Source organism: Thermoflexibacter ruber (assembly GCF_900113045.1).
GTDB classification, from domain to species: domain Bacteria; phylum Bacteroidota; class Bacteroidia; order Cytophagales; family Thermoflexibacteraceae; genus Thermoflexibacter; species Thermoflexibacter ruber.
On the sequence record NZ_FONY01000022.1, the window covers coordinates 39,414 to 52,744 of the forward strand.

Sequence of the window (13,331 nt, forward strand, 5' to 3'; positions counted from 1 at the left end):
TTTAAAAAAACGTCCAAATATGAAATTTAAAAAATTACTTAAACAAATCGGGGCATTTTTTGGCTCAACAGCAGGCTTATTTTTCTTAGATGCAATATTATACAATCCGTTTGCTGCGCCTATGTGGGGATATGCTTTAGCATTGTTTTCTCTTAGCTTAGGCGGACTGAGTATTCATGCTTTATTACAAGATGCTAAAAAAGAAAAAGCACAAAAAGAATTGGAACTTTCTAAGAAAATAGTACATTTAATAAGCGAAAAGTATGGTAAAACTATCTTAGCATAACTTATGATGCGCTTGGATATACCCCTGCACGAACTCAAAGCCAAATTAGATGACTTGCAAAAAGAAGGTATTGTGGGTATAGAAGTTTCCCAAACAGGCGAAATTCTCTACACTGTTTCTAATTCTATTTCTCTTGAGGACAGACTATATACGTATAAATTGATGTAGTACCATACAAACCAAAAATAATAAATCAGAAACTATAAATATAAAACATGATAGAAGTAAAGAACGTAAGCAAAAAATTTGGGGACAAAGATGTATTGAAAAACATTAGTGGGGTTTTTAAGCGAGGCATGACCAACATGATTATCGGGGCAAGCGGGACGGGAAAAAGTGTATTACTAAAAAATATAGTAGGTTTGGTGATACCTGACGAAGGAAAAGTGCTGTATGATGAACGAGATTTTATCAAAGCAAGCAAGGAAGAGAAAAAAGACATTCGCCAAGAAATAGGCATGTTGTTTCAAGGTTCTGCCCTTTTTGATTCTAAGACGGTGGAGGAAAATGTACGCTTTCCCTTAGATATGCTTACGCAGATGCCCTTAGACGCAAAAATGGACAGGGTGCATTTTTGCTTGAAAAGGGTTGGTTTGGAAAATGCTGCTAAGAAAACTCCTTCGGAAATAAGTGGAGGCATGAAAAAAAGAGTGGGTATTGCCAGAGCCATTGCCTTAGAAACTACGCGTTATCTTTTTTGTGATGAGCCAAACTCAGGACTTGACCCGCTCACTTCTATTAGAATAGATAACTTGATACAAGAAATCACTCAAGAATATGATATTACGACTATCATTGTATCGCATGACATGAACTCTGTCATGGAGATAGGTGAATACATCATGTTCTTGCATCAAGGTGAAAAGAAGTGGGAGGGAAGCAACGAAACGCTATTTGATTCCGATGTACCAGAATTAAATGAGTTTTTGTTTTCCAATAAATTGATGAGAAGGTTTAAAAATGAACCTTCCTCTGCTTAAGCTATTGATTTCATGAATATAGCCTTGCAAGCGATTAGATACCATGCTCATTATCAACAAATTTGGAATGAGTTTGTCAATATAGCTCAAAATGCTACCTTCCTTTTTCATCGCAGTTTTATGGACTATCATGCGGACAGATTCCAAGACCATTCTGTCATGGTTTTCGCTGATAAAGAACTACTTGCTATTTTTCCTGCCAATGAAAAAGACAATGTTATCTATTCGCATGGAGGACTGACCTACGGGGGAGTAGCTGTAGCCCCTTCGGTAGAAAGCTATCAAAATATTTTTCAAGCAATTTTTCATTACTATCAACGTAAAGAGTTTGAAAAAATTTTTTATAAAGAAATTCCTTTTTTTTACCAAAAAAGTAAACCTACTGAACCGAAATTTTATCCTTTATCACTTAGCAATCAGACATTAGTGCATCTTATTAGGCTTTGCCAGCAAGATATGGGGGCAGTGATAGATTTGCAAAGCCCAATTCACCTTTGGCATGGAAGAGAGCAAGCCATCAAAAAGGCTTCTCATGCCATCCCTCCTTTGGAAATCATAGAAGACTCCTCTTTTACCCAATTTGAAGGCTTTTGGAACGAACTGCTCATTCCTCAATTAAAGAATAAGTATGGTTTAAGCCCTACACATACCCTTTCAGAAATTAGCTTGCTGGCGGCTCGCTTTCCTCAAAACATCAAGCAGTACAATGTCTATCAGCAAGGCGAAATCTTAGCGGGAGCAACCATTTTTGAAGATAGACAAGTTGCTCACTGTCAATACGTCGCTTCTAATAACTTAGGCAAAGAACTACGTGCCACAGATTTGCTCTTTCACTATCTCATCAAAGAAAAATACAAAAATTTTTGCTACTTTAGTTTTGGAATTTCCAACGAACATGGAAGCAATAAGGTAAACCAAGGACTGCTCCAATGGAAAATCAGTTGGGGGGCTGAGGTTTGCAAGCATTTACATTTTCAGATAGATTTAAGCTGATAAAACAATGGCATTACAACTTGACCACGTAGTACTTTTGGTTGAAAACCTCGATGAGGGCATAAAGCAATATCAAAAAGAGGGCTTCAAAGTAAGCAAAGGAGGCAAACACAACAACGGTGTTACAGAGAATGCACTCATTCATTTTAAAAACGGGACTTTTATAGAAATATTGGCTGTGCGAAAGCGTTGGAAAACAAAGTGGACAAAGCTACTTTTCCAAATTGGCTACTTTAAGGCTGACAGCCAATCCCCTCACTCAGGTTTCCAGCAAAGATTTGTAGGAAGAGCCTTGCTTTTTCCAAAGGGCATCATAGATTTTTGCCTCTTGGCTACCGCAGGCGAGCAAGATTTTTGGGAAGTCCAAAAGCGAAAAGTCCCAACTACCCATCTTACCTCTATGCAGAGATTAAAGCCTGACGGACAGGTGCTTACATGGAAAATTTTTACGCCTTTCTCTATGTATTTGCCTTTTGTCATGACCCCTTATGAGCCACCATTTTCCCCGCTGCCTGCCAATTTAGAGCATGAAAACGGCATCAAAGGCATAGAGAAACTCAGTGTTTATATTCCTAAAAATAACTTTGAAAATGCCGTGCAGTCCTATAAACAATTTTTAGATAAGCAAATAGCCTACTCTGATGAGGAAAAAGTCGTTTTCCAATTAGAAAAAGGGCAGATAGCTGTTTGCAAAGGTGATGTTCACTTAGGTTTTTCTATTTCGTATCTTTCCTAACGCTTTTTTCCCTGTTAATACTATCCAAAGCAGAAAAACAAAACTCAAGAAAAAAACATAAGCCATTACCCATTTTTCTTGGATATTGCCTTTTTCAGTAAAATTGTAATAAAGTATCAAAGAAAAAAAGCAAAATATCAATAGCTCAGGCAGAAGATTTGTAGCTAATACAAACCAATTTTTTTCTCTAATCAACTGCTTTATCAAAGGTTCGTAGTACCGATATACCTTTTCACCTACCCACAGAGTAAACCAAAAGAAGAAATAAACAGCGATTCCCCACCCAAAAAGGTCAAACCTGTCGGGAGTAGCGTACTGAGTAAGAAACCACGATAAATAGCTATACGCAAAAAATAGTAAGCCCAAAGTTTTTATATATCTTTTTTGATAAAATGAGGATTCTGATAGATGCAAAGTCCACAAAACTAAAGCATTAAAAGCATAAAACAAAGGTAAGAAAATATAAAAGTATCCTTTTTCAACTATTATTTCGTAGTCTTGCAAGTTGCCATAGACAAAGAGCTGATAGATAGCATAACTGTTGATAGTCAGGACAATTACCTCTGGTGCGGCATACAAAACTAAGGAAGTCCACTTTTTTTCCAATACGTAGCTTCGGATTTCTTCTTTTTGCTCAAAAAGAATCAAGCACAAGTAGAAAAATGCTAAAATAATGAAGTTGTCGGCTAATTTATTGATGATGTTCTCCTCCATTTCGGTAAAAAATTCGCGATAAATGGCGGCAATGAGAAAAATAAAAGTGGCTAAGCCATACATGAATATTTTGTAATATCTTTTTTCTTTATAAAGTTGAATACATACAGGAATATATCTAATCAGGATTAGCAAAATAGTCATAAAAGAAACTATTTGAGCTAAGATAAACTTTTGAGCATCATATTGTTGCCACTTTTCCTTGAAGGAGGCAATATCATACTTTATCTTCTGCCTTATGCTAAGTTGTGGGGCGGTGGTTCGTTCCAGCCAATCTCGTAAATGATAAATGGGAAAACGGAGAATCATTTTATTTTCTTGTAAATCCATGAGATATTTCCCATCGTTAGAAAATGAGAAACCCTTGGTTTCGCTGGAGAGGTAGTGTATGTCTTCAAGGCGTCCTTGAAAATCGTAAATTCGTATTTGATTAGAACTTAGTGCTTGGTTTGCATAACTTGTCTGCCCAACTACCTGAACAAGAATATGGTTGTCTTGAGCAAGCTGAATTTTGCCAAGAAAACTATCCCCTATCCTGATACTTCTATTGAAAATCTCTTGAAGTACGACTTTATCATTTTTGATTTGCAAACGGTACAAGCTAAAGTTCTTATCTCTATTGATAATCCCCACATATTGAAGGTCTTTGGAAAAACTAATACTATTTTTATAATCCGTATAAGCGAGAAAGTCCTTGATAGGTAAAAAACGATAGGTACTATCTTGCTTGTCTTTGTAAAGTAGTACTGCATTTCTATCCGTGTAGGCGATTATTTTGCTGAAATCTTGGTTAAAAGCTACTTCTGCCGAGTTATATCCGTACCATGACAAGCCGTAAGCTACTGTATAAAAATCTGAAGAAGAAGGATTATCGTCTGTTACTTCTGCCAAGGTATCTACACTTACATTTTCCCAACTTGAGGAGTTAGGATTTGATTTTTTGGAACTTAGTTTTAAAAGTTTATTGGCATACCAAATAAACAAAGCATTATTTTGATAGGAAAGAAACTGAAACTTATATGCGCCAGATACAGAGTCTTTAGGCAAAGTTAGCACCGACTCAGCAGAGCGTTTTCTTGGAGAAAAGGCTTTGATTTGGTAGGCTGTGTCTATTACAAACCAATTAGTGCTGTCCACCGCTAAAAAATCAGTCCAACTACTATCCGCCTTGAAAAGCTGGCTGGCTTCTCCTCTCTTATATGGATACACTCGGAAAGAATGATTTTTAATCCATATCACTAACTGCTTATGGTCAAGTGTATTTTTGTAAATTACTTGATTGGTATAGTCAAAAATTTCTTGGGGGAAATCAGGTAATTCTTCTGCTAATTCCCCAAACTCTGCACTGCTTCTGCGAAAAGCTAAAAAAGCGGCGTCATTCATTTTATTTTGGCTAAATCGTGCATCAAAAGGCAGCTCCCGATAGCGAATTTCTTGGTAAGGAGGTAGCCAAAACTTGCCCTCTGCCTTATGAGTACGATAACTTTCGCTGACTTTTCTAAAATTATCAAAAACCTCGCTTTTTTCTTTATTTTCTACCTGCTCGGCAAAAGTTGCCGCCTGCTCTGCCAAGCGTATCGCCAAGTCTTTCACAGAGTCTATTTCCGAGTTTACATTTTGGGCAGAAAGAAGCATCAGCTCTTTCATTTTGGCAGAATCCGCACTTTTTACTGACCGATTCCATTGGTACAAAGAAAACAAAGCTGTAATCAAAATCATGGAAAGTGCTGCAATAGCATACCTTCTGCGTCTGCGCCTTGCTTTTTCTTTCTCTAAACGAACCTCTTGGCTGGCGGCTACAAATTTTTCTTCATTCTCCGTCCAGACCCTCATGCCTTCCTTGCCTTTTTCCACAATCTCGACCTCCAACTCATCTAAGACATATTTGCTATCTATAAGAAAATCACTAAGTTGGTTTTCCAAAATACGACTTGCTCTTTGCCCTGCTCTTTCTGATTTTCTAAATTCATTTTTCACCAAAGGGGCAAGCGTGTCGTGAGTAAGGTTAGTCCGATTATCTCCCGCTTCTACCAAAAGATACAAGTCTTTGAGTTTGTAGAGCAAAAGTTCTGCCTTCTCGGGGATATGGGCATAGTGTTTTCGTATTTCCTCCAAACTTCTACTTCCCGCCGTTCCTAAATGCGTAGTGTGAAAGAACAAAATGTCTAAGGGTAAGCCCGAACTTTCCAATTCTGGATTCCACTCTGCCAATTTTTTACTTTGCTGACGGAAGAAATCATCTAATAAAAAACCCTCTCTTTTCAGATTTTGGTATAATTCTACGGTAAAAGTAGGATTTTGTTTATCCCGTACCCTGTCCCACATTTTGGTAAGCAAAATCTGCAACACAGGTGCAACAGGCGAGTCCTTATCCTCGAGTAGGTCATCTGCGATAATGACAGGTAAGTTCTTGTCCACCTGTAAATTGTATCTTTTTTTCAGTGTAGGTGTGTCTGTAAGCCCTTTGAAAATATCCAAAATATCTTTGCGAGAAAGTGGCTCTAAAAAAACCTTAGCCCGTGGAATGGCATACTCTTTAAAACTTTCCTCAAACTCAGGGTGATATTCCTTGCGATACCCTAAAATTAGCTTGCCTTGTGGCGCAAAAACAGGAAAGTTAAAAATAACTTTTAAACATTGGGCTAAATCATCTAACTCATTACTTATCTGCTTATTAGGTCTGGTAAAAAGTTCTTCTGCTTGGTCTAAAATCACCAATAGCGGCTTTTGAAAATGAGTTTCAGCTTCGTGCCATGCTTTGAGTAAAGGTAAAAAAGGCGTTTCGCCTACTTGGGCAAGAAATCTCTGCTCTATCGCCGCATCAAATTTTTTAGAAGTATCAAAATTTTTGTCTATCTGATATTTTTTTCCCTCAGAAAAAGAAGAAGAAAGTTCTCTTTCCAAAGTTTCAATGGTAGCCGAGAGGTTTATTTTCTCGCTTTCTGCAAGTGTAAGCAACTGATTTTTAAGATTTTCTAACAGAAGAAGGCGTTTGTCTTCCGCTCCTTTTTTATTATTTTCTTCTATGTATTTATGCTCTTTAGCAGGGATTTGATTTTGTAAAACCAAACCTTCCGCCAATGTGCCTATCAAGCCCAAGTTTTGATTTCGGCGGAGATAGACTACCTGATGCGAATTTTCCAAACGTGGATTTAGCCCTGCATCAAACAAAGAGGACTTGCCCGTTCCCGACTGCCCGTAGAGCAAAATGACAGGTGGAGCTTGTGTATCGATAATCTTATTGTATAAATCTCTGACATAGAATGACCTACCAAAAAATAGTTCTGCATGAGGGCGTTCATAGCGTTTTAAAAACAAAAAAGGGGACTCGGGCAGGGCAAAAGTTGGGGGAATTGGCGGCAAGCCAAAAAGTGGATTGTCCACCTCCTCTGGCAAGTTCCATTCTTTGACTTTTTCTGCTCCTTCGCGAAAGTAAATCTCCCAAGGGAAGCGGTCTGGAGCAGTTTCTGTTTGGCTTTTGCGGTATAGTCCTCGCAAGTTGGCTGTACCTTCCTTCATTTTTACCTCGTCAGTTGCCTCAAGCCATGCTTTTTCCAAACTCGCTCCTTTGGCAAGCCCAGAGTAAAAGCGAATAGACAAAGTAGTAGCTACATCATCATTGATAGAGTTACTCGTGCCTATGACAGCAGGGATACCCGCTTTGACCAACTCCAAAGACTGTTGCTGGGTGCTACACCCATTGAAAAATACCAACTTTAATCCTTTCTGCCTTGCAAAAAAAGAAACTAAACCTTCGCCATGAGCAACCTTGTTTGCATTAAAATCTGGCAGGTTTTCAAAACTTGCCAGATTTGAGGACTCTAATAACAACTGATAGCCGTCTGCATGACCGCCATAGTGGAAAATTGCAATTTGTTCCTTGTAGGTTTGGAAAATGTCAAAAATTTGCTCTATGCTTACATTGGCTCTTTCTATGACTTCGCAAAGTCCCTCTTTGACAGCAGGTTGGAGTACCTTTCGGATACCGTCAAGTTCCCAAGGCAAGTTCCTGAGGTAACGCGCATTGTCGACCTTGTCATTTGCAAAAGCCAGAAAGATAATTGGTTTCATCTCCTTGTGAATTATTCCCTCTATACCCAATAACAATGAACCAGCAATATACATTATTTTGTAAAACATTGATTAGCTTTTTCATATATTTTCATTATTTTTACTGTAAAAAAGAAAATTGATTGTAAATATCTAAAAATGAAAATTTTAGCACTCCGTTTCAAAAATCTGAACTCTCTCCGTAAAGACAAGCAAGGCGATTTTTTTGAAATAAACTTCCAAGCCTCTCCACTGAAAGAGGCTGGACTTTTTGCCATTACAGGAGCAACAGGAGCTGGGAAAAGTACCATTTTAGATGCCATTACTTTGGCACTTTATGGGGTTGCGCCTCGCTTTGGGAAAGACAAGGCAAATGAGATATTAAGCAGAGGGGCAGCCGATTGCTTTTCAGAAGTCCATTTTGAAGTACGAAATAAAATTTATACTTCTAAGTGGCTACTCCTTAGAAAAGTAAAGAAAAGTGGAGAAATAGAATATGCAGAGAAAATGGAATTGGCAGAGATGGGAGGAACTATCTTAGAAGCAAACAAACTCAAAGAAGTAAAGGAAAAAGTTGAGCAACTTACGGGCTTGGATTATCAGCGTTTTTTGCGTTCTGTTATGCTGGCACAAGGTGATTTTTCTGCTTTTCTCAAAGCCGATGAAAAAAGCAGGGGAGAACTCTTAGAAAAAATCACAGGGACAGAAATCTACTCCCAGCTTTCCAAACGAGCTGATGAAAGGCGATTTGAGGAGAAAAAAAAATTAGAACTTTTAGAAAGCCAAATAGATGAAAGTAAGTTGCTTTCAGAAGAACAGAAAACAGCTATCAAAAGCCAACTTGTTGAAAATCAGAAAGAAAAAGAAAAATTAGACCAAGTAATAGCACTTACCAATGAGCAAATCAAAAAAGCCAAAGAAATTCAAGAGTTAAATAAACAATTAGCTGATTTTGAGCAAACTTATCAGCAAGTTATGCTACAACAAGAAAATGCAAAAAATGATTTTGAAAAATTGCTAAGGCACGAAAAGGCAGCTCACTTCAAAGGGGAACTCAGCGAAATAGAAACGCTTTCTAATTTAGTGCAAACAGAACAGGAAAAATTAGATAAAGAACAATCACAACTCCCTATAAAAGAAATAGAAATCAAAAAAAAGCAACAAGAGTTCAATCAGATAAAAGAAAACTTAGCCAAAGCAGAGCAGGAGCAGAATGCCGAATTTCCTAAGATAGAGCAAGCAGAAAAGTTGGATTTCCAGATAAGCGAAATGAATAAAAACTTAGATGCCACTCGCAAGCAAATAGGCGAACAGGGAAAAGAAATAAATCTTGCCTATCAGAAAAAGCAACACATAATGCAAGTCATAGAAAGTGAAAAAGAAAACTTAGCCAAAATACAGCAGTATATTTTTGAAAATCACCAAGATAAATTACTTGTCCAAGATTTAGGTGTCATCAGACAAAAGTTAGACTATCTTTTTGAGTTGAAAAAAGAAATAGACAAAAACTCACAAAGGAAAAAAGAAAATGAAGATAGCACTAAAAAGGTACATGAAGAACAGAAAAAACAAAGAGAAATCTTAGAAAAATACCAAAAGGAAGTAGCAGAAATTGTCCAGAAAACTACACAAGTACACGCAGAAAAAGAAACAGTTTTACAAGGCAGAGAAATACAAGAAGTAGAAAAGGCTTACAATCAGCTTTTGTCTAATCTAAGTAAGTACAAGCAAATAGCTGATATTTCTTTGGAATTCGAGAAATTAACAGAAGTGATAAGATTGCTAAGAGAAGATATTTTTAAAAATAGTAATGATGAAAAAAGAGTAGCTGTTTTTTTAGCAACTCTCAAAGAAGAAAAAATACATCTTCAAGAAAAATTGGATTTGGCAAGGGAACTCTATGAAAAAGAGCAACTGATACAAAGTTATAAGCAAGTAAGGCAGACACTTAGAAAAGGTGAACCTTGTCCACTTTGCGGAGCAACTCATCACCCCTTTGCTCATTATCAAGCAGATACCAAAGCCAAAGAGCAAACTTGGAGAGCATATCAAAACGAGTTGGACAGGACAAATGAAAAAATAAAAAAGGCAGAAGTCGAGGCAAAAGGCTTAGAAGTTACACTCAATAAACAAACACAAGAATTAGCGGATAATCAAATAAAAATCCAAGAATTACAAAAGCAATTTACTGAACTTTCTGCTACACTCTCCTCACAAATTGCAATTCATGAAAGCAATCAAGTTCGCAATCAGTGGGAGGAGAAAGAAAAACACCTACAAACTCTTGAAAAGCAAAATATGCTTCTGAAAGAAAAGCAAAAAGAAATAGAACACTTAGGAAAAGAAGAAGAAAGCTGGAAAAGTAAAATCCAAAAACTTGAAATAGAGCTAACTAAAATAAATACTGACTTAGCTAATTACGAAAAAGAACGCCAGCAATTAGAGCAGGAAGGTTCGCAGATTTTAGACAAAGGAAAAAAAGAAAAAGAGGCACTCTTAGACCTTTTGAAAAAGTACAAGGAGGCTATTCCTTTGGAAAAGGACAAAGCAACTTGGCTCAGAAAATTGGAAGAGAGGGTAAATAGCTATCAGCAAAACATTGATAATGAAAAGATTATTTTAGATAAGATTAATAAATTGCAAGGTGAGGAAGGACAAACTACGGCTACTGTTATAGAAATGGAAAAACAGTTGAAAAACCTCCAAAGAGAACAAGAAAAAATGCAAAATGAGCTAAAAGATTTGCAAAGCAATCGCAAGGCAATTTTTGGAGAAAAAAATACCCAAGAAGAAAAAATAAGAATTACACAAACAATTAAAAATGAGCAGCATAGATTAGAAAATTTGAAAACTGCTCTTACCAATGTGCAACAAGAGGTAGAGATTTTGAAAAGTAGCATTGCCCAAGTAAAAAATCGCTTACAAGAAAATCGACAAACTTTAGCTCATAAGACAGACCAACTCCAAAAAAGAATACTCCCTGATTTTGAGAATATTGAATTACTCAAACAATCACTGCTTTCTAATGAAGCAGTAGTTCAGATTCGTAAGCTAAAAGAAGAATTGGGTAATAAGTTGGTACAATGTGAAACCAATATCAAAATGACAAAGGAAAACCTCCAAAAATTGAGTAGTTCAGCAGGCATCAGCTATGAAACTTTGGAAGTTTTAATAGCTAACTTAGAAAAGTACAAAAGCGAGTTAAGAATTTTAAACGAAAATATCAATGAGCAGAGTTTTAGACTTCGAGAAAATGAAAATTTAGAAAAACAATTCAGTGAGAAACGCAAAGAGATTGACAAACAACGCAAGGAATACCAACGCTGGAAAACTTTGGTCGACATCATAGGCTCAAAAACGACCAATGAGTTGCGTGCCTTTGCCCAAAGTCTTACGCTTGCTCATTTGATTGCATTGGCAAACAAGCACTTAGAGAAAATAAACCCACGCTACCACCTAAGAAAAAAAGATAAAGCAGAATTAGACATGGAAATAGTCGACAAAGACCAAGCAGATAACATTCGCTCTATCAATACGTTGTCTGGCGGAGAAACTTTCTTGGTAAGTTTAGCTTTGGCGTTAGGACTTTCTGACTTGGCTACGGCGGGCAGACAGACGCAGATTCGCTCTTTGTTTATAGATGAAGGCTTTGGTACGCTTGACCCCGATACCTTAGCCGATACGATTAATACTTTGGAAAACTTGCAGTTAGGGGGAAAACAAATTGGCATCATTTCCCACGTAGAAGAACTCAAAAACAGGATTACTACTCAAATCCAAGTACAGCCCAAAGGCAATGGGGTAAGTGAGATACGGATAGTAGGTTAAGAGTATGATTTGCAACTTGCAATGCTGCCAAACTACCATATTGTTTTCTTAAAATCGCTTTAACAATACTGTTCTCGTTGGTCTTATGAACAAGGAGAACAGTATGTATCTCTAAAGAGTTAATTTAATCCAGCACTTGCTTAGGTTTGATTACACCTAAAGCATAATTTATATCTGCTTCAGACTTTCTTGTATCCAAGACTAATTTGAAATTGCCAGCTTCTGCACAGCGATATATCCAAGCATCATGAAATTTTACTGTACCTTTAGCAGTTTTGGCATAGTTAGATGCTACCAACTCTCCATGTTGATTATACAAGTTTGCAAAAACATTCTCAAATTCTCCATTAGAACTACCCATGCGAATGGTATATATCCCTTCTGTTTCTAAGGGAAGTATAGAGCTATGCTTGTTATGCTTAGCAAGTAGTCCAGAACCGAATTGGGTAAAGCGCTCAGGCATAATAGCTTGATTAGTAAAATCTTGTGATGCTACTAAGGTTTGTTCACTGACATCTATCTTGTTACAAGACAATAATAATGCGGACAAAATTGAAATTAAAACAAATACTTTTTTCATAAGATTATTTTTTAGGGTTTTATAGTTAGCGTTTTTCTAATCGGAAAATATGAAATGAATAAATGCCTTTCTCAGAAGATTCTCCTAAGAAAGTTTTTCTATCTAAGAGATACAGTCCTGCTTTACCTATGAAAAATGCGCCATTCACGTAGCTACTATCTTTAAACTTTGTTTCACCTACTATCCGAAAATCTTTATCGAGGATAATGATAGAAAAAGGCTTATCATAGTCTTCTTTTTTTTGCTTATCTCCCCAGTTTATTGGAAGAAAGGCAAACCTATAATACAACTGACGATATTTATCATGAACTACAAATTGGTAGTACGCTTCTTGGAGATGATAAGTTTTCTTTACTTCCCAATCTTCCCAAGAATCCAATGGCTTTACTTTATCAAAAAACTTACTATGAGCGTCAATTAATTTTTCTTGACCACTTTTTATATCTTTTACCACCAATTTTGATGAGGACGCAAAGGACATTATCAATCTTCCTTCTCTGTCCACATCAGCAAAATATTCTCTATTCCACAATTTTCCTCTATAATCATCAGGATATTTTCCTTCCATTAATTTATATTCTCCTGTTTGCAAATCTATTTTTATCTGAAAAGCATGCAGCATATCATAGTACTGTGTTGTAGTAGCAGAATACGTACTCCTATTGGGTAAAAATAGCTGATGCTGATAGTACATAGGCAAATTACCATTACAGAATATACAAGAAATTTGTGCTTGATTGAAGTTATTTACCTTGTGAGAAGTTATTTCTCTTTTTAGATTTCCCTGACTATCAATAAGTAATATACTATTTACTTTTTGATGCATAAAAGGAATAACATAGATAGAGTCTGGATTGATGAATACACAACTAAAAGTATTAGGCTTTAGGTTTTTGTCCTTAGGTAGAGAAATAGTACTAATTACCTTATTGCTTGTTATATCATACAAGATAAGTTTAAGTTGTTTAGAAAACATAAGATAACTCCTTCCTTTATCTTCTACTTCTTGTATGCAGTAAGAAGCGTTGCTTAGTAAAGTATCATTAATAATCAACTGTTTATACTGCTTTAAAGTATAAACATCTGTGCTTGGAAATTGCGAAGAGCCTGTGCAACCAAGAACTATCAACAGTATCACACTAAGTCTAAATACATGCATAAGAT

The 13,331-nt window shown here is 36.5% G+C and carries 9 protein-coding genes; 6 read left to right on the plus strand and 3 right to left on the minus strand.

All coding sequences use genetic code 11. The features are described 5' to 3' along the window. Window positions 1-19 precede the first annotated feature (19 nt). From BM141_RS12880 to BM141_RS12895, 5 genes are read left to right on the plus strand one after another with little or no spacing between them, the layout of a single operon-like run. Window positions 20-286: a hypothetical protein gene (locus BM141_RS12880; protein WP_091546063.1), complete on the plus strand. Its 267-nt coding sequence runs from the start codon at window positions 20-22 to the stop codon at window positions 284-286. A 3-nt stretch (window positions 287-289) separates the two neighbouring features. Then, on the plus strand, window positions 290-454 hold the full coding sequence (locus tag BM141_RS22965) for a hypothetical protein (protein ID WP_177217371.1): 165 nt from the start codon (window positions 290-292) through the stop codon (window positions 452-454). 47 nt (window positions 455-501) lie between these two features. Then, on the plus strand, window positions 502-1,266 hold the full coding sequence (locus BM141_RS12885) for an ABC transporter ATP-binding protein (protein WP_091546066.1): 765 nt from the start codon (window positions 502-504) through the stop codon (window positions 1,264-1,266). Window positions 1,267-1,278: 12 nt separating this feature from the next. Next, window positions 1,279-2,259, plus strand: coding sequence for a GNAT family N-acetyltransferase (locus BM141_RS12890; protein WP_091546069.1), 981 nt, complete (start codon window positions 1,279-1,281; stop codon window positions 2,257-2,259). Window positions 2,260-2,266: 7 nt separating this feature from the next. Next, the gene (locus BM141_RS12895; RefSeq protein WP_091546072.1) at window positions 2,267-2,995 is read left to right on the plus strand and encodes a VOC family protein; all 729 of its coding nucleotides are present in this window, start codon (window positions 2,267-2,269) and stop codon (window positions 2,993-2,995) included. On the opposite strand, the gene BM141_RS12900 is transcribed toward BM141_RS12895, so the two are convergent. After that, on the minus strand, window positions 2,966-7,849 hold the full coding sequence (locus BM141_RS12900) for an nSTAND1 domain-containing NTPase (protein ID WP_143090918.1): 4,884 nt from the start codon (window positions 7,847-7,849) through the stop codon (window positions 2,966-2,968). The genes BM141_RS12895 and BM141_RS12900 overlap by 30 nt on opposite strands. Window positions 7,850-7,918: 69 nt before the next feature. On the opposite strand from BM141_RS12900, the gene BM141_RS12905 reads away from it, so the two are divergent. Beyond that, complete coding sequence (locus BM141_RS12905; RefSeq protein WP_091546078.1) at window positions 7,919-11,587, plus strand: AAA family ATPase; 3,669 nt, start codon at window positions 7,919-7,921, stop codon at window positions 11,585-11,587. A gap of 124 nt (window positions 11,588-11,711) precedes the next feature. On the opposite strand, the gene BM141_RS12910 is transcribed toward BM141_RS12905, so the two are convergent. Further along, window positions 11,712-12,167: a hypothetical protein gene (locus BM141_RS12910; protein WP_143090919.1), complete on the minus strand. Its 456-nt coding sequence runs from the start codon at window positions 12,165-12,167 to the stop codon at window positions 11,712-11,714. A 25-nt stretch (window positions 12,168-12,192) separates the two neighbouring features. Further along, window positions 12,193-13,326, minus strand: a complete 1,134-nt coding sequence (locus BM141_RS12915) for a DUF4221 family protein (RefSeq protein ID WP_091546084.1) — start codon at window positions 13,324-13,326, stop codon at window positions 12,193-12,195. Window positions 13,327-13,331: the final 5 nt, after the last annotated feature.